The 24,007-nt window shown below is 39.7% G+C and carries 20 protein-coding genes and 1 pseudogene; 17 read left to right on the top strand and 4 right to left on the bottom strand.

The genetic code is table 11. The features are described from left to right. Positions 1-142: 142 nt before the first annotated feature. Complete coding sequence (locus tag CHU_RS11715; protein ID WP_011585779.1) at positions 143-1,627, top strand: alpha-amylase; 1,485 nt, start codon at positions 143-145, stop codon at positions 1,625-1,627. Positions 1,628-1,678: 51 nt separating this feature from the next. After that, positions 1,679-2,602, top strand: a complete 924-nt coding sequence (locus CHU_RS18935; protein ID WP_177254172.1) for an extracellular catalytic domain type 1 short-chain-length polyhydroxyalkanoate depolymerase — start codon at positions 1,679-1,681, stop codon at positions 2,600-2,602. A 272-nt stretch (positions 2,603-2,874) separates the two neighbouring features. Here CHU_RS18935 and CHU_RS11705 read toward each other — a convergent pair whose 3' ends face one another. Next, positions 2,875-3,306 carry an RNA recognition motif domain-containing protein gene (locus tag CHU_RS11705; RefSeq protein ID WP_011585777.1) on the bottom strand — a complete coding sequence of 144 codons (432 nt, stop codon included), beginning with the start codon at positions 3,304-3,306 and terminating at the stop codon, positions 2,875-2,877. Positions 3,307-3,518: 212 nt separating this feature from the next. Beyond that, positions 3,519-4,433 carry a DMT family transporter gene (locus CHU_RS11700; protein WP_011585776.1) on the bottom strand — a complete coding sequence of 305 codons (915 nt, stop codon included), beginning with the start codon at positions 4,431-4,433 and terminating at the stop codon, positions 3,519-3,521. Between the two features lie 111 nt (positions 4,434-4,544). Here CHU_RS11700 and CHU_RS11695 point away from each other — a divergent pair, with 111 nt between their 5' ends. The 6 genes from CHU_RS11695 to CHU_RS11670 all read left to right on the top strand — a co-directional run bounded on the left by CHU_RS11695 (position 4,545) and on the right by CHU_RS11670 (position 10,552). Continuing rightward, a complete protein-coding gene (locus CHU_RS11695) occupies positions 4,545-5,807 on the top strand; it encodes a replication-associated recombination protein A (RefSeq protein ID WP_011585775.1) in 1,263 nt (420 codons plus the stop codon). Between the two features lie 144 nt (positions 5,808-5,951). Beyond that, complete coding sequence (locus tag CHU_RS11690; RefSeq protein ID WP_011585774.1) at positions 5,952-6,494, top strand: hypothetical protein; 543 nt, start codon at positions 5,952-5,954, stop codon at positions 6,492-6,494. Positions 6,495-6,703: 209 nt separating this feature from the next. Beyond that, positions 6,704-7,567: a DUF6089 family protein gene (locus tag CHU_RS11685; protein WP_238379269.1), complete on the top strand. Its 864-nt coding sequence runs from the start codon at positions 6,704-6,706 to the stop codon at positions 7,565-7,567. 106 nt (positions 7,568-7,673) lie between these two features. Then, positions 7,674-8,555 (top strand): succinate--CoA ligase subunit alpha, encoded by an 882-nt coding sequence (sucD, locus tag CHU_RS11680; RefSeq protein ID WP_011585772.1) that lies wholly within the window; start codon positions 7,674-7,676, stop codon positions 8,553-8,555. Between the two features lie 758 nt (positions 8,556-9,313). Beyond that, positions 9,314-9,700: a hypothetical protein gene (locus CHU_RS11675; RefSeq protein WP_011585771.1), complete on the top strand. Its 387-nt coding sequence runs from the start codon at positions 9,314-9,316 to the stop codon at positions 9,698-9,700. Between the two features lie 354 nt (positions 9,701-10,054). Beyond that, a complete protein-coding gene (locus CHU_RS11670; protein ID WP_177254173.1) occupies positions 10,055-10,552 on the top strand; it encodes an SRPBCC family protein in 498 nt (165 codons plus the stop codon). A 260-nt stretch (positions 10,553-10,812) separates the two neighbouring features. On the opposite strand, the gene CHU_RS11665 is transcribed toward CHU_RS11670, so the two are convergent. Then, positions 10,813-15,132 (bottom strand): Ig-like domain-containing protein, encoded by a 4,320-nt coding sequence (locus tag CHU_RS11665; RefSeq protein WP_041932359.1) that lies wholly within the window; start codon positions 15,130-15,132, stop codon positions 10,813-10,815. Positions 15,133-15,460: 328 nt separating this feature from the next. Between CHU_RS11665 and CHU_RS19735 the strand changes: the two are divergent. From CHU_RS19735 to CHU_RS11645, 4 genes and pseudogenes are all read left to right on the top strand, one after another. Further along, positions 15,461-16,030, top strand: a pseudogene (locus CHU_RS19735) (dihydrofolate reductase family protein). Positions 16,031-16,106: 76 nt separating this feature from the next. Then, positions 16,107-16,778: a hypothetical protein gene (locus CHU_RS11655; RefSeq protein WP_011585766.1), complete on the top strand. Its 672-nt coding sequence runs from the start codon at positions 16,107-16,109 to the stop codon at positions 16,776-16,778. 183 nt (positions 16,779-16,961) lie between these two features. Continuing rightward, complete coding sequence (locus tag CHU_RS11650) at positions 16,962-17,972, top strand: DHH family phosphoesterase (RefSeq protein ID WP_011585765.1); 1,011 nt, start codon at positions 16,962-16,964, stop codon at positions 17,970-17,972. 69 nt (positions 17,973-18,041) lie between these two features. Further along, complete coding sequence (locus CHU_RS11645; RefSeq protein WP_011585764.1) at positions 18,042-18,959, top strand: DUF6892 domain-containing protein; 918 nt, start codon at positions 18,042-18,044, stop codon at positions 18,957-18,959. Between the two features lie 67 nt (positions 18,960-19,026). Here CHU_RS11645 and CHU_RS11640 read toward each other — a convergent pair whose 3' ends face one another. Then, positions 19,027-19,338, bottom strand: a complete 312-nt coding sequence (locus tag CHU_RS11640; RefSeq protein ID WP_011585763.1) for a winged helix-turn-helix transcriptional regulator — start codon at positions 19,336-19,338, stop codon at positions 19,027-19,029. Between the two features lie 163 nt (positions 19,339-19,501). On the opposite strand from CHU_RS11640, the gene CHU_RS11635 reads away from it, so the two are divergent. The 5 genes from CHU_RS11635 to CHU_RS11615 all read left to right on the top strand — a co-directional run bounded on the left by CHU_RS11635 (position 19,502) and on the right by CHU_RS11615 (position 23,995). After that, a complete protein-coding gene (locus CHU_RS11635; protein WP_041932734.1) occupies positions 19,502-20,419 on the top strand; it encodes a ClpXP adapter SpxH family protein in 918 nt (305 codons plus the stop codon). Positions 20,420-20,573: 154 nt separating this feature from the next. Beyond that, complete coding sequence (locus CHU_RS11630; RefSeq protein WP_011585761.1) at positions 20,574-21,122, top strand: HD domain-containing protein; 549 nt, start codon at positions 20,574-20,576, stop codon at positions 21,120-21,122. 91 nt (positions 21,123-21,213) lie between these two features. After that, the gene (locus CHU_RS11625; RefSeq protein ID WP_011585760.1) at positions 21,214-21,795 is read left to right on the top strand and encodes a hypothetical protein; all 582 of its coding nucleotides are present in this window, start codon (positions 21,214-21,216) and stop codon (positions 21,793-21,795) included. Positions 21,796-21,920: 125 nt separating this feature from the next. After that, positions 21,921-22,829, top strand: coding sequence for a hypothetical protein (locus tag CHU_RS11620; protein WP_011585759.1), 909 nt, complete (start codon positions 21,921-21,923; stop codon positions 22,827-22,829). A gap of 107 nt (positions 22,830-22,936) precedes the next feature. Further along, positions 22,937-23,995, top strand: a complete 1,059-nt coding sequence (locus CHU_RS11615; protein WP_011585758.1) for a linear amide C-N hydrolase — start codon at positions 22,937-22,939, stop codon at positions 23,993-23,995. Positions 23,996-24,007: the final 12 nt, after the last annotated feature.

Here is a 24,007-nt window from a genome sequence, read left to right as displayed (position 1 = left end):
ATAAAACAACAAAGAAAGATGTAACTGGCCTTTTTTAAAATAACTCTACTTTTATTCTATAATAGAGTAAAGAAATACACCCCTAAACGCATATCGTAGTTCTTTCCCTTAATGCATTTTCTATCTTAAAAAAACACGAACTATGTTAAACGGAATAATGATTCAATTTTTTCATTGGTACTCAAGAGACAATGGCAGTTTATGGAATTATTTAAAAGATGAAGCACCAAGATTGGCAGGTTTGGGTGTTACAGCAGTGTGGCTTCCTCCGGCGTCTAAAGGATCTTTGGGTATGGAGTCAAGAGGGTATGATGTGTATGATTTGTATGATCTGGGTGAGTTTGATCAGAAAGGAACAGTAGAAACACGTTACGGATCTAAAGATGAATATCTGGCATGTATTAAAGCGCTGCAGGAAAACGGCATCACGGCGATTGCGGATATTGTACTGAATCATAAAGGCGGCGCAGATGAAACACAGAAAGTTTGGGTTAAAAAAGTAGACCCGGAAAATAGAAATGAATTTATCAGTGACAGGTACGAAATTGAAGCTTATACGAAATTTACATTTCCGGGAAGAAATAAAAAGTATTCTGATTTTATCTGGGACTCACAATGTTTTTCAGGCGTAGATTATGATGAGCAGACAAAAGAAACTGCAATTTTTAGTATACAGAATGAATACGGTGACGGATGGGAAGAAGTGATTGATGTTGAAAAAGGAAACTTTGATTATTTGATGTGCGCGGATATTGAATACCGTAATCCGGCAGTAAGGGATGAAATTAAAAACTGGGGTAAGTGGTATCTGGAAACAACAGGTTTTCATGGCATTCGGTTAGATGCGATCAAACATATTTCTCCACGGTTTATCATTGAATTCATTGATTACATGCGCAGTTTGAAAAATGACTTGTTTGTGGTTGGTGAATACTGGGCGCCCGGTGATCTTCCTTTGTTAAAAAGATATATTGAAGCGACGGAGGGCCGTATGACATTATTCGATGCCTCCCTGCATCACAATCTGTATGCTGCATCACAGCAGGGGAAAGATTATAACATGGCTGCCATTTTTGATGGCAGCCTGGTACAGGAAGTTCCGGATCTCGCCGTAACACTTATTGATAATCATGATACACAGCCTTTGCAGGCACTTGAGGCTCCGGTTAATCCGTGGTTTAAGGGATTGGCGTATGCACTTATCCTGTTACGCGAAAAAGGATATCCGTGTGTATTTTATCCGGATCTGTATGGCACTTCTTACAAAGATAAAGGTAAGGATGGAAATGAATATGAAATTAATATGCCCAAATGCGATGCACTTGAAGGATTATTAAAAGCACGTAAAGAGTTTGCTTATGGTTATCAACGTGATTATTTTGATCATCCGAATTGTGTTGGCTGGACAAGAGAAGGCAAAGAGGATGATGATAAAACCGGCTGTGCTGTTTTATTATCCAACGGTGAAGATGGTTTCAAACACATGGAAATAGGCGCAAGGCATACAGGTAAAACATTCTATGATTATCTGGGGCATGTTCAGGAAGAAGTACACATTGCTGAAAACGGCTGGGCAGAATTTAAAACGAAAGGTGGAAGTGTTTCCGTTTGGGTACAAAGAATATAAGGCAGATAAAACACAATAGCGGTTTTGATTATGTGGAGGAAGTTTGAAGGTATGAAAACAGTACAGCTCATTTGTATAAAAATGAGCTGTATTATGCTGTTTTTTGTTTCCGGTTATGCAAAAGGCACACAGGAGGAACATACCATGCAGTTTGGTGAAGAGAAAACAACTTACCTGCTTCATTTACCGAAAGGATATATACAAGGTAAAGCCTATTCACTTGTTGTTAATTTTCACGGTCTGGGTTCAGCAGCAATAAAACATCAGCACTACTGCCAGCTTGATGCCGTTGCCGACAAGGAAGGCTTTATAGCAGTGTATCCGCAATCGTATCACCAGGGCTGGAATGCAGGCCTGGGCTTTACTTCATATATTCAGGGGCACGATGACATTGCCTATTTCAATGCCCTGTTAGATACACTTGAGGCTGCGTATTCGATTGATAAAAACCGGATCTATGTTACAGGTGTAAGTTTAGGCGGATCCTTTACTTACCGCATTGCCTGTGAAATGAGTAAACGTATTGCAGCTATTGCCTCGGTATCGGGGTTAATGTCGGATAGTACACTGATTTATTGTACACCGGAACGTAGCGTGCCCGTTATGCATATACATGGAACAAAGGATCACATCATGCGGTATACGGGTATGAAGCAGGCATTTGGTGCGGAAGAAGTGGTGAGATTATGGGCATTGAAAGATCAATGTGAAAACAAACCGGATACGGTTTTTGTACCCAATACAAGTAAGAAAGACCATACTTCTTCTATTCTCATTAAGTATACACATTGTGCAAATGGATCGGAAGTCTGGTTTTATAAAATCTATAATGGCGGCCATACCTGGCCGGGTGCTGCAAAGGCGTTTAAGCTGATGGGCAGAAAAAGTAAAGATTTCAATGGCAGTCAGGCTATCTGGGATTTTTTTGAAACGTTTACGTTACAGACAGGTGTGAGCATGCAGACAAGGAAATAATAGTTACTGATATTTCCATTGCGCTATTATTTTTAGACAATGAGACTGTTTCACTGACCATGTATCCGTTAATTGGCACTTTTCAACCTGGCTTACGATACTTAATTTAAAGGTTGAATTGTAATCCCGTTGTCTACGCCTGAACACATTGTTTCCTGCCTGAATCTTTCATAAATAAGTCGATTTTGTGTCAACTTATTTCAGGACGTGACACAGAAAACAAAAAAGGCTTCGTGGAAATACGAAGCCTTTTTTTATATGATGCGTGTTGATTAACGATCACCTCTGCTGTTACGGCCAGTTCCGCTTCCGCCGAAACCTCTGCTGTTACCGCCACCGCCGTAACCACCGCCACCGCTACGGTTTCCACCGTAACCGCCGCCGCCATTACCACCGCCGCTGTAACCGCCGCCACCGCCACGGTTGCCGCCACCACTAAATCCACTTCTTCTTGGACCATCTTTTTTCTCTTCTGATTTGTTAACAACGATTGTACGTCCGTTAACTTCAGCACCATTTAATTCGTCAATAGCTTTTTGTGCAGCTGCATCATCGGGCATTTCAACAAAACCGAAGCCTTTGCTTCTTCCTGTGAATTTGTCAGAGATAATTTTCACTGAACTAACTTCACCATACTCTTCAAAAAATTCTCTTAATTCGTTTTCTTCTAAACTAAATGGAAGGCTTCCAACAAAGATGTTCATAATATAAATAACCTAGTGTAAATTGATTGTAACTTGTTTCTACAAAAATAACCTTATTTTACTCAACAACTAGATTTTATTCTTTTTTATTGAAATTTAATCCAGAGAAATTTTCCCGGATATTCAGCCGGTTTTGTTCTGAAAAATGCCTGAATGATATAAAAAGGGCTTATCCACCTTAAAAAACGACTTTTAGGGAATCCGTAGCACACTCAGGCAGGTCCTTTTTTATCATCCACCAACGTTTTTTTTCCGGTGCTTTTACTTACCAGGTATACACCCAGTAAAATGGCCAGCGCATAAAATAACTTTTGTGCATCCATTTTATCCGAGCCAAAGTACATTGCAATCGCTGTTGTAAAGATCGGCTGTATGTATACATACATGCTGGATACCGCCGGACTTACATCTTTCAGTACATCAACACCGATGTAGTAATTTACAATGGTTGCAAATACTACAATAAATCCTACTGCCAGCCATACCAATACAGGCAGGTGCGCCCAGTCGGTATGCGTGTAATTCGCATAGCTGTACGGGAATGTAAGGCACGCGCCAATCAGAAAGATCCAGAAGATGACCGTAACCGAATCGTATTTCTGCATCAGCTGGCGTGCCAGGATCAGAAAGATGCCATACGAAATGGCATTGATCAGAATAAACAGATCTCCGATGAATAAACCATTGAGTTTTCCTTTGGAATCAAGCAAAAGCAGCGCTGCACCCGCTGCACTAAGTGTTAAGCCTAGTGTATTCATCCAGTTCATTTTTTCTTTTAAAAAGATGGCGGAAAGAATAAAGACCGTTATGGGGATACCCGCCATGATCAGCGATGTATTGATGGGCATGGTTCTGCTTAAACCTTCAAAAAAGAAGATCTGGTTGATAGTAATACCAAAGATGGCACATAAAAAAAGCCGTAACCGATCTTCCGCAGCAATAAAGAAGGAACGTTTGGCAAGCAGGATGAAGAAGAAAAAGAAAATGGTTGTACAACACATGCGGATCCAGATGATGGAAGATGGTTGAATGGGAACAGGCATTGCTATTTTGGCAATAGTATAATTAAATCCGGAAATGATGGTGAGTATAGATAAAAAAATATGGGCACGCGCGATTCTGTTCATGTGATTTTCTGATTCGAAGGCAATTTTATGTAAATTTGTTGATGCTACCTGCTGGAACGGAATAAAAAGTTTTCACAGGTTATATATTCAACTCTTTTTACTGGCTCCGATATGCAATTGATTCCGTTAGCAGAACGTATGCGCCCTGTTTTATTGCAGGATGTATACGGACAACAACATTTGATAGGTGAGGGTATGGTATTCCGCCGGTTTGTGGAAGAAGGCAAAATACCATCCATGATTTTATGGGGACCTCCCGGTGTTGGCAAAACAACACTGGCGCAATTGCTGGCAAAAACAGTTGGTTTGCCTTTCTATACATTATCAGCAATCAGTTCCGGTGTAAAGGAAGTACGGGAAGTTATTGCGAACGCACAGACAGACGGCAAGGCTGTACTGTTCATTGATGAAATTCATCGGTTCAGCAAATCACAGCAGGATGCCTTGCTGGGTGCTGTTGAAAAAGGGACGATTCAATTGATTGGTGCTACAACCGAGAACCCTTCTTTTGAAGTGATTCCCGCATTGCTGTCGCGCTGCCAGGTATATGTGCTGCAGCCCCTCAGCGAAGAAGAACTTGTGGAGCTGATGCGCAGTGCGTTGAAAAAAGATGCGTACCTGAAAACACGTTCCGTTGAAATAAAAGAGCATGATTCTCTATTGCGCCTTTCCGGCGGTGATGCCCGCAAGCTGTTGAATTTGCTGGAGCTGGTGATTGATGCATCTGGTAAAGATCCGATCGTGATCACCGATGCCTATGTGCAGAAGATCGCGCAGAAAAAAGTTGCGTCGTACGATAAGAACGGAGAGATGCATTACGACATTATTTCCGCATTCATCAAATCCGTTCGCGGCAGTGATCCCAATGCTGCTGTATACTGGCTTGCACGTATGATTGAAGGTGGCGAGGATGTTGAATTTATTGCACGCCGTTTGCTTATTCTGGCATCAGAAGATGTAGGCAATGCAAACCCTACAGCACTGGTGATGGCTACTACAGCATTTGATGCTGTCCGTTTTATCGGCTGGCCGGAATCAAGGATCATTCTTTCACAGGTTACAACGTATCTGGCTTCTTCACCAAAAAGCAATGCATCATACATGGCCATCAATGAGGCACAGCAGCTGGTCCGCTCGCATGGCGACCTTCCGGTGCCGATCCATTTGCGCAATGCACCAACAAAACTGATGAAAGATCTGGATTACGGGAAGGAATATAAATATGCACATTCCTACGAAGCGAATTTTGTAGAACAGGAATATATGCCGGATAAACTGGCCGGGAAAAAAATATTCGATCCGGGGAATAATGCACGTGAACAGGAGCTGCGCACGTTTCTGCAGAAGCGCTGGAAAGAGAAGTATAAGTATTAGTGGGCAGTAAATAGTAGCCGTTGACAGTTTTTCTACTTCCTTATATTGCTTTTTTGCCGTTGACTAAAGCCAAACGGTAATGAAGTGCGGTCGACTGAAGGTTGGATAGATTCTGTGCTTGTAATTCATATTCAAAAATAAGTAATGATAAACGCTAAAAAAATACAGATGGTTTATTTGATTATTAGCCTGCTGGCAGCAAGCTGTTCGGTTGGCGGTATTTCTGTAAACAATTTACCGAAGCAGGAAGATCTTAAAGCCGCCATCTGTAATGGTATAGAAATTCCTTTTGAAACTTCTCCCGGCGATACATTGATCTATGAATCGTTTATCGGTATCTGCGGTAATTCCTCTAAAGAAGAATTGGAAACCTATTATGAACCGCATTTAAACGAAGAACCTTATCCGGATTTGCTGCGCAAACACTATAACGGAACAATTCTTTTTACTGGCGACAGTCTGTATGCCCTTGCAGATAAGAATTGTATAGATACGCTGCATAAAGCAATTTCATGGGACTGCTTTAAAAAAAATAAAATTGTGTTATCTATCAGCGGTTATGCCGCAGACAATAATTCTGTTTTATTGTATGAAAGTTATGCATACAATAACCAATATGTTTCTCTGCAAAAACTATTTACGTTCAAGGATGGCAGATGGACGTTTTCGATAAAAGATAGAAAATAATCAGCCATTTATTTTGTTGCAGTCTTTGCGGAATGATAGCGTTTATAACTGTTCTGTGTGCATAAGCCTGAGATCTTGAGGGAGAAGAAAGTACTATTTTCTGTCTCCTGATTACTCTTTCCACTATTTTTGTATCTTTACCGTACCACCTGGTATAATAAAGCAACCGTATTGCCGTGTTAAAAAAGAGTTTTTTACTTGTATTTATTTTGTTTTCGATACAACCTGTTTTTGCGCAGAACAAAGGCAGGGCTGCTAAATATTATTCGTTCGGTGCGCATCTCATCGGTTCGTATTTTTGGGGCGATCTATATTCCAATGTCAAGACTGTACGCTCAGGAGTGGGACTGCAATATTTACACAAAACCACTGAACATGCTTCTATAACCGTTGATCTGAATTACATCCGCCTGGTGGCAGATGATGCAGAAGCAAATGTGAAAAAACCGAAATATTCACCTGAATACATCCGTAATCTGCATATGCGCAACGATGTGATCGAGTTCGCCATTCATGGGCGGTATGAGTTGCTGCCATGCATGGATTATTTTACCAAGCGTAAAAAAATGAATGCGTTTGGCACCATTGGTTTGGGTGTGCTGTATACCAACCCGCAGGCAAAAGATTCCAGCGGAACATGGCGTAATTTAAGACATATTCAGACCGAAAACCGGTCATACGGCGCATTTACCGCTTATATACCTGTTTCCGTGGGTGTCCAGTTTAAACTAACCGGTCACCTGGATCTGGAACTTGAACTCGGGTACCGGTTCAGTTTTACCGATTACCTGGATGATGCCAAGGGGAAATATGTTGAAACGACTGCGCTGCCAAATGGTGATGCGCGGTATTTATCAAACCGGTCTGCCGAAGAATACGATGCGTTTACAGGTAAGAGCCGCAATATGGAATACATCACACATGATCTGGGTTATCCTGTTTTAACCACTTCAGACGGGTATTCGTATGTGGCATCCACGGCACCGGGGCAGCAGCGGGGTACCCGTTTCGGCCTGGATGGGTATTTTGTCGGAATGGTCCGGATCGTGTATATTATCCCTAGAAAGGGCTAAGTTGTCCACGTTGGAGACATTAGCAGTAATTTTAATCCCTCAGGGCTTTTTTTACCCCTAAAAAATTTTATTTTTGTAGTACTTAAATCCTTTTAGCTATAAAATAATGAGCGTTCTAGTAAATAAAAATTCAAAAATCATCGTACAAGGTTTTACAGGTACGGAAGGAACATTCCATGCACAACAAATGATTGAGTATGGTACAAATGTAGTTGGTGGTGTTACGCCGGGTAAAGGTGGTTCTTCTCACTTAGACAGACCGATATTCAATACGGTTGCTGAAGCTGTTGCTAAAACAGGTGCAGATGTTTCAATCATATTTGTTCCGCCTGCATTTGCGGCAGACGCTATTATGGAAGCTGCTGATGGCGGTATCAAAGTGATCATCTGCATCACAGAAGGTATTCCGGTACGTGATATGATCGATGCGAAGGCATATGTAACGAAGCGTAAAGTTACCTTGATCGGACCGAACTGTCCGGGTGTAATTACACCGGAAGAAGCGAAAGTTGGTATCATGCCGGGCTTTATCTTCAAAAAAGGAAGAATAGGTATTGTATCTAAATCAGGTACGTTAACATATGAAGCTGCTGACCAGGTGGTGAAAGCAGGTTACGGTATTTCTACTGCAATCGGTATTGGTGGTGATCCGATCATTGGTACTACTACAAAAGAAGCCGTTGAATTATTGATGAACGATCCGGAAACAGATGGTATCATTATGATAGGTGAAATCGGTGGTCAGTTAGAAGGCGATGCAGCGAAATGGATCAAAGCAAACGGTACAAAGCCGGTAGTTGGTTTCATTGCCGGACAGACAGCGCCTCCGGGACGCCGTATGGGCCACGCAGGTGCAATCGTTGGCGGTGCAGACGATACAGCTGCAGCAAAGATGAAGATCATGGCAGAGTGCGGTATTCACGTAGTACAGTCTCCTGCAGATATCGGCGAGACAATGGCGAAAGCAATGAAGAAACAATTGGCGTAATTTAAACGCTACTTTCAATAATAAGAAACCCCGGTGTGTTAGCGCAGCGGGGTTTTTGTTTTTAACGTGGTTTGTTTATTTGAGTAAAGTTGGGATATTTAGAAGCGTATTTTATTCTTTAAATTTCAACAATAATAAAGAATTCAATATAGGCACAAGGCTAAAGAAGAACCAAAATATACTGATATGGTAAAATTCTCACCATGGTCTGTGGCACACAGACCATCTTCTGTATCTATTAAGCACCTTTCTCATTAACTATTGTTACAAAACTCATAAAGTATTTTTGTAATAATCTTTTTCAATATAATTTTGTACTCAGCCCGTTTCTTCAGTCTTTGTATAAAGAACAAGATGAAGTAAAGGTGTTCTGTGTGCCACAGACCACGGTGTGGGGGCATAAGGCTAAAGAAGAACCCCACCTTGGTGTTCCCAAGGTCACCAATCAATAAAATTGAACGTATGAATGTTACCTTGGGGTCACCGACCAGCCGTCTTTTCACATGCAATCAATAAACATACTTTTTAAAAACTATGGATAATGGGTAATTTACACGTGCTAAATTGGTCGGTGACCCCGGGAAAAATCAGCTGTTCAATAAAATCGTGTTATTGCCCGGGCACACCGACCAGGGCGAAGGTTTTAGGGAATAAGTTGCCTGGGCTTTAATAAAAATATGGCATATTTGCCGGAACAAAATAAAGAGGAATAATCGGGAATACGGGCATGAACGTATTATAACTAAAATAAAAAAAATATGAATTCCACAACTGCGATTAAGATAATGCTTTGGATCGTGGCATCTGTACTACTTTTTCATGTAAGTATTCTGGTAAAAATAATTCCCTATGAAATTACCTGGGGAGGGAGGTTGAATAATGATACAGAAATGTATGTTTTTGAAACCATTTCTATATTGATCAACGGACTGCTGTTTTTAATACTGTTGATTAAAGGTAAGTATGTAAAAGAATGTATATCAATAAAAGCTGTTACTATTATTTTATGGGTTTTTACAATACTATTCTCTTTAAATACGATTGGAAATATTATAGCAGAGACACTATTTGAGAAACTTTTTGCGCTGTTAACATTCGTTTCTGTAGTACTGCTTTGGATTATTCTCCAGAAAGACAAAAAGTAAACAGACTATAATGTTTCGCCTCGCCTTGTCAGGTATTCCGCAGGTCACCATAAATAAAATGAACGGAGGAATGTTACCTTGCCCCCCCGACTTGGTTGGTGTTCCCAAGGTCATCAATAAATAAAAAATGAAGGTAGGATTGTTACCTTGGGGTCACCGACCAATTGTTTCTGTTCACATAGAATCAATAAATATACTTATTGATTCTATGTTCTTATCACATGATGGAAAATACGAAATTCAATTTTTGTATTTATATTAGCTTAGTAATAGTATAAGCATGTGTACTCTGGCTCCGACTCAACGTTCCGAAGTGTTGCGACAGGTATGAACAAACACCTTAAAATTCAGATTATGAATATACATTCCGAACGTGAAATTTATAGTGCACGGGTTTTAAATGCACCAATAGAAATTGTTTATGAAGCTTTCGCAAATCCATCTTATTTGAAAAATTGGTGGGGACCAAAAGGTTTTACAAATACAATTCATGCGTTTGACTTACAACCTGGAGGAAAATGGATTCTTACAATGCATGGACCTGAAAAAGGTAATTACGAGAATTCATCAATATTTAAAATTGTTGAGCCGCAGAAGTTAATTTCCTGGGAAAGAAAGTCAAAACCATTATTTGATATGGAAGTTGAATTCAAAAAGCTTAATAATTTGCAAACTGAAATTTCTTTTCGAATGACTTTTAGCACGAAAGAAGATTGTGATAAAATCAGAAGTTTTGTTGAACCACAAAATGAAGAACTTCGATCGATTAGAAAAAGAAATTCTGAACATAAATTAATTCCTACATGCATACCTCGCCACCCGCATTGGTTGGTGTTCCAAAGTCGCCAATAAATAAAAAATGAACATAGGATTTTTACCTTGGGGGCACCGACCAATTGTTTCTGTTCACATAGAATCAATAAGTATACTTTTTATTCGTGGGTAGGTTAGGTTGAAGCCGGCATGAATTAAAAAAATAACAGTTCAATAAATCAGAGCACGTGCCTGTAAACACCGGCCAAGGCGAAGTAATCCGAACAGTAACATACTAAAAAAGGGGAGTCCATCTTGCGATGAAACTCCCCAATCAACCTTATAAAAAATCTTTAGAGTTATTCTTTCACTACTTTTAACGTTTCGGTTTTGTTACCTGTAGTGACTTTAACAAAGTAGATACCGGATGCCAGATGCTGACCAAAGGTGAATGATCCGCTGGCAATTGTTTCTTCCACTAATATACCATTTGCGTTATATACCTCTATTTTGCTGTCCGGTGCGGCAAGGTTTATCGTAGTCTCTGATGCAAAAGGATTTGGGAAACCTACCGGTTGAAGCGTCAGAGATTCTGATTCTTCAAAACTTGCTTCTCTTGAAGTTGCGCATTTAGGTAAGGTAATGCAATATGTAGTATGGTATGGAGCAGATGCGTAACCAACACCTACACACAACTGACCCTGGCCGTAGTTATTGCCTGTAACCAACGTAGCCTGGTACTGCGTAGTTGCTGATGGCGTGAAGCTCTGGGTTGATCCTGTAAAATACCAGCCATAACTCGTTGCGTTTACTCTTTTTGAAGCAGCCAGTTCGTAGGTAATCGTTGTATTGTTACCCGCACAGGCAGGACCTGTGATATCCGCTGCAGGAGCTGTTACGGCAATATTATTTCTGGTAGAAGAAGCAGTAGCATTCAGGTTGTCAATTGCAAGTGCAGTGATGTTGTAAACACCTGCAGGTACATTGTTCCATGTATACGAATACGGAGCAGTGAAATCACTTCCCAACCACGTAGATCCGTTGTAGAACTCAACTTTCCAGATTGATCCGTCCGCGTCCGCTGCTGTTGCATTGATAATAATCGTAGCGGGTGCCGTATAGCTTGCATTTGTAAGCGGACTTGTAATGCTCACGGTAGGTGCCTGATTTGCAATTACGGCAATGTTGTTTCTTGTAGAAGATGCAGAAGCACCCAGGTTGTCGATTGCCAGTGCCGTGATGTTATATACACCTGCAGGTACATTACTCCATGTAAAGGTATAGGGAGCAGTAAGATCAGATCCTAACAGTGTAGAACCGTTATAGAAATCTACCTTCGTGATTGAACCATCGGCATCTGTTGCTGTAACATCAATATAGATGGTTGCAGGTGCAGTATAACTCTGATTTGTAACCGGACTGGTAATGCTTACCGTTGGTGCAGTATTGCCAACTACCGCAATATTGTTTCTTGTAGATGAAGCAGATGCGCCCAGGTTGTCAATTGCCAGTGCCGTAATGTTGTATACTCCAGCCGGTACATTGCTCCAGGTATACGAATACGGAGCAGTGAAATCACTCCCAAGCCAGGTAGAACCGTTATAGAATTCAACCTTCCAGATATTACCTTCTGCATCGGTTACATCCGTATTGATTACAATTGTTGCAGGAGCAGAAAAACTCTGGTTTGTAACCGGACTGGTAATGCTTACAACAGGTGCCGTATTGGTACCAACAGTAATATTTGTTACTGTATATTCAGATGTTGCGCCCAGATTGTCATATGCCCGTGCAGTGAAGCTGTATACGCCTGACGGCAGGTTTGAAATGGTTGTGGAATAGGGAGCAACCGTATCTCTGTTCAGATAATTAACGCCTGAATAAAATTCTACTTTTACAATAGAGCCATCTGCATCAGCAGCATTTGCATGGATGGTAATTGTTGCAGGAGATGTAAAGGTATTGCCATTTTCAGGACTTGTAATTACTACCGTTGGCAGCTGATTCGCCGCTTGTGGTGTTCCGTAAAACTCGATTTCGGCAATGTTTCCGACACCACCTTCAGGCCCTATGTAACGCAGGTATTTGAAAGATGCTGTGCTGGAAACATCAAAGCAGTTCCAGGTAAATGATGGCTTTGCAACTACTGTAGCTAAATCTGTATACGTACTGAAATCTTCAGCATTACTACCCTGGAATTTTCCGCCAATCATACGGCCTTCCAGACCAGCTCTTGGTACATAACGGATAGTGGTAACTTTATAGGTAGCAGAAAGATCTAACCCCGTCCATGCTACGTCTACCGATGCATCAAAGTACGTGTTGATATTTCCGTCAAATGCTTTTTCGCGTGTATTTCCTGATCCGTTCCATGAACCAGGGGTGCCAATTACCGTACCCTGTAATTTTGAACCTGCAGCAGTACAAGGTGCAACAATTGCTACTTTAGCAGAAACAGCAACTTTTCCTGTATTGTCTGTAGCTTTTGCTATCAGCGCATGTATGCCGCCACTAACATTATTCCATACAAAGCTGTAAGGAGCAGTATTATCCGTTCCGATCAACGTAGTATTGTCATAGAAATCTACTTTGGTAATAGAACCGTTTGCTGCAGCTGGCGCAGCTGTAGCATTGATGGTTACTGAATTCGAAGAAAGTACTGTACCAGTTGCCGGAGAGGTTATATGCACTGTTGGGAACGGACTTGATGTGAAAGAAATTGTATCAAATAAAGCCTGTGCAGGATATGTGGTGTATCCGGTTCCTTTTGTAAATAATCCTACATATACCTGAGAAGCCATTGAGATGTTTTGGTTTCCGATTTCATACCACGTTACTCCATCCTTTGATACAGAACTTACGATTACATTTCCGCTTCTCACAATCTTTAACCAATTGTGCAATTCATATATGTGTAAATTTTTTTGATCATTCGGGTTGTCTTGTGTTAAACCTCCTGAAGATGCTCTTTGCTGTACAATAGCACCACCCATATCTATTTTTGCGATTGCAGAAAATGCTGCATCCGGTTGTAAAGATTCCCGGATCATGATACCTGTTCGTTGGCTTTCAAGAGTATTGTAGTTTCCAAGGTGTGCAATGTATGTTCCGTCACCATTCAAAAGCTGATAAGTAAATGTGAAATTATCACCCGAACCACCAACGGTGTTTCCGTACGTTTCCATATAAAAATTTGTACCTGAATGTGCTACAAAATCTGAACTGCTTACACTTCCTATTGTCGCCTTTTGCCATGGAGAAGGCAATGCCGTTTGAGTTGTTTTTCTTTTGTATGTAACTGAAATTGTTTTCGTGCCAGAGATACCTGACATTGTGTATGGATTGGCAGCTGTAACGGTTGCATTATCTACTTTTAAAACATTCACTTCATATCCCGGATTCGGTGTAAGGCTGAATGTTTTTGTTTGTCCGCTGGCAACTCCTAATGTTCCTTTGGGTGCTATCGTACCAAATATATCTGAACTTGAAACTACTGTGTTTGGTCTTGCCGTTACAGTAAACTGCATCGTAGCACCTGGACTGGAAATGTTCGTAATATTAATGCCGAACTCGCCACCGTCTTTCCATCTGAACGGTGTACCATTAGGAAATGATTTGTTTGCATTTCCATAAAGATCTTCCATATCTCCCCGTACATCTGCAGGCACTAAGAATTCATCATGCATTTCGTCTTTGTTATCTGCCTGCACCAGCCGGATATAATACTGGTTGTCGTGATTGGGATTTAAAGGAGAATCATAACCGGTTTCTTCGTCTACATACCAGATAGCCAATCCTTCAGGCATAGGCCCGCCTACTACGGGTTGATAATAACCACCATGTTTAAAGGCGTGGAATAATAAATATTCCTTTGGGTTGTTTGGATTCGTGTATTTGTGGATCGTTGTGTAGCTGTTGGCTGTAAGCGTATACGTCTGTGTAGTTGTTCCGGAAACCGGAATAATGTTGTCGATCCAGCCACGCTGCATACGCAATGCAGGATTGATGGGCATAGGTGCAACAGCTGTTCCGGCAGATCCCATCACACAAAAATTTCCCAGGTTTGAATATGCAGTTCTGTAATAATCTGTCCAGCTCATTACACTATGTCCCATTTCATGGCAAATAACATTGATGATCAAAGGGTCATCTACATTGAAATAGGTCATGTTTCCTCCAACGATCTCAAGCTGGCCGGTAGTATTGTTCTTAAAAAATTTGCCGGCACTTGCACCAACGGTTGATGAATGTCCGGGTGATCGTGCTATAAAATTTAAATGCATGAGCTTTCCATCAAACGGATCGGCTGTTAAATCCTGAAAACCTGCCGGATAATTTTGATTTATTAAATCAATAGCTTCATCTACATAATTTACATTGTTGTCGTCGTAATACGCACGTGTGTGAGCCACCGTGACTTTAACTATTGTACTTGTAATTACTACCTTACCGCTTGTTTGCGTGTAAAAGTAATCACGTACAGAGCCCAATTGTCCGTTTCCGGTATAGCCCTGTTTGTTCATGAGGTCATCAACGGCCTGGATCGGATCATTAATCGGATAATCCTGAAAAGAAAGCATCACCGTGACACCCTTTATCACATTTGGAATGCTGACCTGCTGTGCCCTTGAGAGTTGGCAAAGCAGGATACTGCAAAGCAGTAAAATTGTTTTTTTCATGTCTTTTAAAATTGTTTGTTTAAAATGTAGCTAAAGAATATTGATGTTATCCCAAAATATAGCTGTATAGACGAAAGGCAAACATATTGAATGTTGTTAAAGCAGAAGCTGCTAATTAGTTTGTGGTAGACTTTAGCCTTTGAAAGGCAGAGATTACTTAGTTAAAGGATATGTTACCACTTAAAATGAAAGGGAATCAGATAAAACAGGGTGTCACCACATTTTGATTCAGATTTCAGCAGTGAATCTGTATATTTGGTTGACGTATATGTACGTAAATCAAAGCGGTTAATACTTTTTTAGTCAAATCATATATAACTAAACCCATATGAGAAAAATAATTGCATTCATGCACCTATCACTTGATGGCTTTGTTGCAGGCCCGAACGGAGAAATGAACTGGATCAAAGTGGATCAGGAAATTTTTGATCACGTTGCTAAGCGCATAGAAAGAGGCGACACCGCATTATATGGAAGAGTAACGTATGAAATGATGGAAAGCTACTGGCCAACTGCAGCAGAGTAGCCAGGAGCAAGCAAGCACGACATGGAGCATTCAAAATGGTATAAGCATGTACACAAAGTTGTTTTGTCTAAAACATTGAAAGAAGCGGATTTGGCGAGCACAACAATTATCAGCGAAAATCTTTCAGATAAAATAACTGAAATAAAGCAACAGGGAGATAAAGAGATACTGGTTTTTGGTAGTCCTGCAGCAACACATACACTTATTCAGAAAGGTCTAATTGACGGCTACTGGCTGTTTGTTAATCCGGTCATTCTTGGAAAGGGTATTCCATTGTTTACAAACATTAAAGACAACGTAAAACTAACGCTGGTGAGTACTCAACCATTTACATGCGGTGTAACGGAACTGAATTACATAGTAGAGGGATAATAAAAATAGTTACCTATCGTAAAGAAGAATACACATTTATATGTACTTTTATTAAACATACTATTTTAATAATTATATGAAGCATCTTTTAGTAACCGCTTTTAGTTTATTGTGTTTTACTGCTGCATTTGCACAGGTTAAGATTTCAAGTCCGTATGAATATGGACAGACATCGATCAAAATTGTTATTGCTTATCCAACGTCCATTACAGTTGCAGATTCAACGGTATTGGAAGTGAATTATGGGGGAGAAGCGTACGAAAGAGTAACAGGTGTAAAGGGGCTGTCTAAAGAATTGTCTCAGGGATATACAAATAAAGACCGTTTCAACAACAGACGTATTTTCCGCGTAGCTGTATATCAGAAAAGCAAACCAGTTGTGTACAGCAATGAAACAGAAGTGTATTATCAGCCTCAATTTACATATTCAGATGCGGGCTTACCAAGTGTAACCAACCTGAAAGCTACTGTAATTGAAAAAGAAGGCAAGAGATATCTTCATTTCACATGGGCAGCCGTGCCGGGTGCCGCTGCTTATCGTTTGTTTATAGAAAGCGGTTCGATGATCTGGGAAGCAAGTATTGGTGATCAAGGATATTTTTATACCACCTCGTATGATTACTTACTGGAAACAACCGGCGAAAGAACATATGTATTTGGTGTAGGAGCTGTTGAAGGTCCGGATGACAATACAGATGTACCTAAGCTTGTTAACAAGGTTACCATTAAGGTACCCGCAGCCTATTAATACCGGGCAACGCTGGTACATATATATAAATCCCGGTTCAGTTATGGCCGGGATTTTTTATGAATGATATTTATGACCGGAATATATTTACAAGTTCATAATCAATACCGGGTCATATCAAGATAGTAGCTTGAAAGTTAAGGGCTGATGCCTGAAGAAAAAAAACGATATTAAAAACGATTCATGAATAATACATACAAAGAAATTGAAGCTGCAATTGTGGCTGCTTCCAGCATTGTTATTACCGCGCATAAATCTGCTGATGGCGATTCGGTCGGTAGTTCCTTAGGCTTGTTGTACTTTATCGAAAAACTTGGCAGAAAAGCCGTTATTTGTCACCCCGATAAAGCACCGGATTTTTTAGACTTTATGGATCTTTCACACATCATGCTTTTGAGCGATGAGCCTGAAAATGTACGTAATGCTTTTCAGCAGGCAGATCTGATCTTTTGTCTGGATTATAATGCCACAGATCGGGTAGGTGCAGAGATGCAGGTATTGCTTGAAGAAGCTGCCTGTATGAAAATCATGATTGATCATCATTTAAATCCGCAGGAGTTTCCAACCATCGTTGTTTCTGATACAACAGCTTCGTCAACAGCTCAATTGATTGCAGAGCTGATTGTACAATCAGGCCATGCAGCGTTGCTGGATGCAAAGATCGGAACACCCTTGTATGTTGGCATATTAACAGATACAGGAAGCTTTCGTTTTTCTTCTGTGCTGCCACGCACACATGAGATCCTGGCTATGCTGTTAGCTGCCGGTGTACAGCATCATTTGATTCATGAAACACTCAACGATACCAATACGGTAAGCCGCCTGCGTTTGCAGGGATATGCGATGAGTGAAAAAATGGAAATCCTGGATCACTATAACGTTGCACTTATTCCGCTGACAAAAGAAGAGCTTGAAAAATTCCATTATAAAAAAGGAGATACCGATAGCTTAGCCAATCTTGCCTTATCCATTAAAGGAATGAAAGCAGCAATTGTATTTTCGGAACGGGATGGAATTATTAAAATATCTTTCCGTTCAAAAGGAAAAGAAAATCCGGTGAATGTATTTGCATCGGAGCATTTTAATGGCGGCGGCCATGCCAATGCTTCCGGCGGCATGAGTGAATTAACGGTGCAGGAAACATTGGAAAAAATGAAACGGCTGATCCCGGAATATTTCAAGAAGATTGAGTAGTTGCTGGCTGTTTGCTGCATACAAAGTGACATTCCCTTTTATATCAGTACGAATAACAATAATTAAAATATGCTTACAATTAATTTGACTTCAACCGATTTCCAGATCAATAAAACTTCTATAACTTTTCCCGTTGCAATTGAAACATTAAGAACGATTTTTGCTGTTTCTGACCGGGTTAATAAAAAGAAACACAATACCATATATACCTGGGATGCATTGGGCGTATTGGCTTATTCGAAAGATGGGAAGATGGCTGACGGTTTATATCTGACATTAAAAACAGATACATTTGATTTCAGTTGCAAACAAATTTTTAGTGGCGTATTTCATTTTAATAATGAGGAAATCATTACGTATTACAACAAAAATAAAAATAAACGTGTAGCACTTTTTGATGGGGATTCTTCGGGAGCATTTGTATTAAATGATATATCTGTCTGGTTTGATCTGGATGATGCAGATGTACAAGGTCTGGAAATAAAAGCGTATGATGTGGCTGCTGAAAATGAATTAAAAAAGAAAAACGAAATACCAAAAGATACTTACATTATAAAGAAACTGGAAGAAGAAATTGTTTTTGTTGATTTCGGTTTTAAGCTTGCGATTATTCAGGAACTGATGTACAATAAAAAAATGATTCAACCGGAATTCGACTTATTTGAATTTGTAAAATGGTATCCGCACCGGAAAATTGATCTTGAAAAAGAAGGTTATCAACCCATTGCAGAAGTAACACAGTATTTTAAGGATTTGCCTATACCCCAACGGTTGGCTGCTGAAATAACCGGAATTTATCAGGATGGCGGGAATGATATTTATTTGAATCTACTCCGTTTTGGAGAAGGGTGGGAAACATATTGGGATATTGAATCTATTGATGATGTGAAAAAATTTCCTAATCTGAAAGAGGTTACATTATGTTATGCAAAAGAGCATGTACTGGCAGAACTTAATGCTGCTGGTATACAGGCAGAGTGGATATAAGGTTTATTTAATATACATACTGGATGATATTGAAAATCCTTGAACCTGTTTTTGAACAACTGGAACCTTATCTTAAATTTTCTAACTGTTCAAAAACCGGGATGAGTGCCTTGCCATTTTCAGTAAGAAAGTATTCAATGTGCAAAGGTTTTTCTGTTATCGTTACTTTTTTTAATATTCCTGTTTCTTCCAGTTCTTTTAGCGCAACTGAAATCGTTTGCTTATTAGAACCTTTAATTTGTCTTAGTAAACTGCTGAATCGCAAAGGCCCATCAACAGCCAGACGGAATATTTCAGGTTTGTATTTTCCGGCTAGCATTTTTAAAAGTGCTTGTGCAGGACACGTTTCATTTTCTTCTGGCTTTTTGAGGTTAGTCATATAAATCTGACTTATTGTGAAAGAGTTTTACTATGCTGAACTTTGACAAAGATAAAAGCAAATTGTTCAATTAGATTATAGGAGAATGAAATTTATCTGTTCAATAAGTCTCATCATTCTGATGGTAAGCTTTGTAAACTGCCGGTCACAAATCAAGACGAATATGCAAGAACAAAATAATCCTCTATTATGCAATCCGGAAAGCGGTTTTTGCGAAATGCCTTCAATAAAACCGGATACAGCACATCAGGCGGATTTAAAATCGGATAAAAAACCGGTTAAGGTCATTTATTATACAGATCCTATTTGCTCCTCGTGCTGGGGAATAGAGCCCCAGCTTCGCAAATTGAAATTGGAGTATGGAACCAGTATAGATATCGAATACAGAATGGGCGGTTTATTACCTGATTGGTCGTACAATAGCGGTGGCATCAGTAAACCTTCAGATGTTGCACATCATTGGGATGAAGTCAGTGTTTATTATGATATGCCTATAGATGGCGGGGTTTGGTTAGAAGATCCGCTGCCATCTTCATATCCTCCATCTATTGCTTTTAAAGCGGTACAAATTCAAAGTACTGAACGGGCAATTTTATTTCTTCGCGAAATTCGTGAAATGGTTTTCTTACAGAAAAAAAATATTGCAAAATGGGAACATCTTGAACAGGCTGCAAAAAATACAGGTGTCAACATAGAACAATTTAAGAAAGATTATGAAGGAAGAGCAAAAGACCTTTTCTATGCAGACTTGAAATTAGCCAGAGACCTAGGTGTTCATGGGTTTCCTACAATGATCTTTTCTGATTCGACAGGTAAGAACGAAACCGTTTATGGATATAAACCGTATGCCGTTTTTGAAAATACGATTGCAGGCCTGTACCCAAGCGTTCAAAAATATACGTACGATAAAAGTATAGCTGCTGTGTTTTCAACATTTCATTCGTTAACGGCCAAAGAGTTTTCAGAATTGACAGGTGTTGCCAGAAACCAATCGGAACAAATGCTGGATGAATATGTTAAACAAGGGATGCTGCAAAAATGGACTACAAAAAATGGTTCTCTATGGAGCCTTAAAAAATGACTGGTATAGCACCTAATGCAATCTAACATTATATACGTTTATGCACAGATTAAAATCCTGGTTTATTTAAAATAGCCGGGATTTTTTTATAGCTATACTGATCTCTGCTGTTTATAGATTATATTTACTCCATTCACAGAAAGCACAGATCCAGATGATTGACGTACAACAAGCATATCAACAGGCAATAACATTTGCAGCTGCAAAACATGCAGCGATCAATCAGCTGATTCCCGGAACAAATCTGCCGTATGTGGTGCACATAAGCAATGTAGCGATGGAAATACTTATTGCCGGAGCCGTAACACCCGGCTTCAATCTTTCTTTTGCTGTGCAGGTTGCCTTGCTGCACGATGTGCTGGAAGATACGGATACGACGTTCGAAGAAGTGGAACATACATTTGGTCGTGACGTTGCTGATGCTGTAACAGCGTTAACTAAAAACGATGCATTAGATAAAGCAGAAAAGATGGCCGACAGCTTAACACGTATTAAAGCATTGTCGTGTGAAGTATGGTCTGTGAAACTTGCCGATCGGATCACCAACCTTCAGAAACCGCCCGCACATTGGAGTATTTCAAAAATCCGGGAATATAAAAGCGAAGCGGATATCATACTGCAAACACTTGCAGGAGGAAATACATATCTGGAAAACAGATTGAAAATAAAGATCGCAGCGTATGCGTTACATGCAGGCGCCTAAGCATATGGATGTCTTTTACATTTAATGAATGAAACCGCCGGTTTGTCTATACCGTAATACAGATTTATATTTGCTAAGACACGTTTAACCTATGGGATTAAAATTACAAGGTATATTGCTCAACGAAAATCTTCGGGAGCGACAATCAGAAATATTTGAGCAGTTAGGTATTCAGGAATACAAACTGATTAAGCAGCATACTTATTCGGATTATTGGGACGGATTTCAGGAAAGAAATAAACTTGTGTTAAGTTTTTATAAAAATGCAACCATTATCAACTGCGACAATCATTTTTTGTCGAGCGAAATTGTTAAGAAACAGTTGTCTAAAGGAAGAAGAGCAGCTGGTTTTTTTGAGTATGATGTTATCAGCGCATTTTCATTTGATGTTTTTGAAAACGGAAAACCAATACGGAGAATGTATTCGGACAGCGCAGCAAACTATTACAAGCTTCACGAGGGTGAGCCATTGGATTTTGAAAAAGGTCTGCAAAGCGGAGAGGAACGGTTCATGAAAATGGCGGAAGCATTTTTATCTTGTACGCTGGATAATAGCATTCTCCACGATGGAGCTGAATCATTTGAATATACGTTTACATATACATACCCAAATCTTTTCCAGCGTCTTCTGGGAAATAACGCATATCACAGCTACTGGAAACGTACTTTTTAAAAACGAATGTATATTATTTATAGACCTGCTAAATTAAAATTCTAACTTTCGCATGCTTGAAATATGCCGGATAATTGCTATATTCTTAATAAGAAAACAGCACAAAACCGTAACACATATAGCATATGAAAACCATCCTTTTTCTAATCTGTATTTTTACATTCAACGCCTATAGCCAGGATTGTCATATTCCTGTGCTGGATTACAGTCCCAAAGAAGTTGTTGGAAATTATTCTGTATATCAATTTACGCCTAAAAAAATCAAGGATAGTTTCCTGCTCATTACTGCCGTGTATGATTCGGTACAGATGATCGGAACGAAAATACTGCATCATAAAACGCATTCAATGGCTGGTTCTTACAGAGATCCGGGCGTAGATAAAATTCAATTTGATGTATATAAAAATGTATTGAGCAAAAAAACATATGGGGAAGGAGAAAAATACGACGGGAAATATAAATACATAGGATTGAATGAACGGGTATATAACTATGACGGACATCTGGTGTCAGAAAGTAATTACGGTACGTCAAATATTCCTTCCGCATTTGTATATGCAGATTCTGTTTTTGAACAGGCGATTAAACAGAATTATGCGCACCGGGCAACGCCGGATTGTATTTCCCGTTATCAGTACAAAGAGGGGCATTGTACGGGTATTGAAAATTATATGAACGGTTCCCTGACATTCACCAATATGTTAAGCTATACAGCAGGAAACATTACGCAGGCTAAAGGCTATAAGCCTGATGGTACCGTTTTTTCACTCATAGAATTCACCTATTCACCCAAAGGATTCACACAGACATTGTACTACGGGTCTGAGCAGAATAATGAATTTGAAAAAGAAGAAGATTCGTATTTCTGGAAGTATAAAAAAGAACAGGGCAGGATCGTGGAACTTTCTTATGGTAAAAACGGGACAGTGATTGACCGGAATGAATATGTATATAATTCAAAGGGCAGATTGGTAATGGTTAAAATGTACGATGGAAAGGTATTGAAATACATACATAAATATTATTATAGATAAAAAGCATTTACAGCCTGTCTTTTCATAAAATAAATACATCTTACTAATAATTCAGTATATTAAAATGTAATTGCCGTTTTCTGTTACTATAGAAATATTTAACACGTATGAAAAGATTTTTTTTAAAAACCATTTTAGCTGCGTTCTGTGTGTATGTGCCAGCTATTTTAAACACGGCCTATGCGTGTACAAGAATTGTGTATCAAGGACCAAATGGTACCATTATCACAGCCAGGTCCATGGATTGGAAAGGGGAGATTCCTGCTAATCTCTGGATCTTTCCCCGGGGTATAGAGCGCAACGGCGAAGCAGGAAGTACTTCTGTGAAATGGAAATCAACATATGGAAGTGTTATAACGAGCTCCTGGGATATTGCATCCTCTGATGGAATGAATGAAAAAGGTCTTGTAGGAAATTTACTTTGGCTTGTTGAATCAACTTATCCGAAATTTGTGAAAGACAAAGACAAGCCCGGTCTGGCTGTTTCGCTTTGGCTGCAATATGTATTGGATAATTTTGCAACTGTTTCCGAAGCTGTTGCATTTCTGGAAAAGGAGCCGTTTGTAGTTGCTTCTTCTCATATTCCCGGAACCGCTATTTTTGCTACGGTACACTTATCTATATCTGATGCCACAGGCGATAATGCAATCTTTGAATATATCGGCGGCAAGCTGGTCATACATCACGACCGGTCTTATGTAACCATGACAAACTCGCCGGTTTTTGATGAACAGCTTGCTATAAACACGTATTGGAAAAACATTCCCGGTACGGTTATGCTGCCTGGAACCAATAGAGCTGCCGATAGATTTGTTCGCGCATCGTATTATATTGATGCCATACCAAAGACAGACAATACCCGTGTAGCGTTACCAAGCGTGTTTAGCGTAATACGGAATTGTTCGGTACCATTGGGTATTTCTTCTGAGGCAGAACCTAATATTTCATCCACACGCTGGAGAACGGTATCGGATCAAAAGAACCTTGTGTATTATTTTGACAATGTTTTGAATCCGAATGTTGTCTGGGTTGAATTCAGCAAAATAGATTTCAGTGAAAAAGCAAAAGTAAAGAAACTAACCTTAGCGAATAATGAAAATTATTCAGGAGAGGCTTCAATGAATTTTAAAGCTGCACTGCCTTTTACATTTGCGGGATTGGATTAAGCGGTACTTGAA

This window comes from Cytophaga hutchinsonii ATCC 33406, from assembly GCF_000014145.1.
Taxonomy (GTDB): Bacteria; Bacteroidota; Bacteroidia; order Cytophagales; family Cytophagaceae; genus Cytophaga; species Cytophaga hutchinsonii.
Note: the sequence above shows the minus strand (reverse complement) of the source record. Positions and strands in the feature narration are given on the sequence as shown.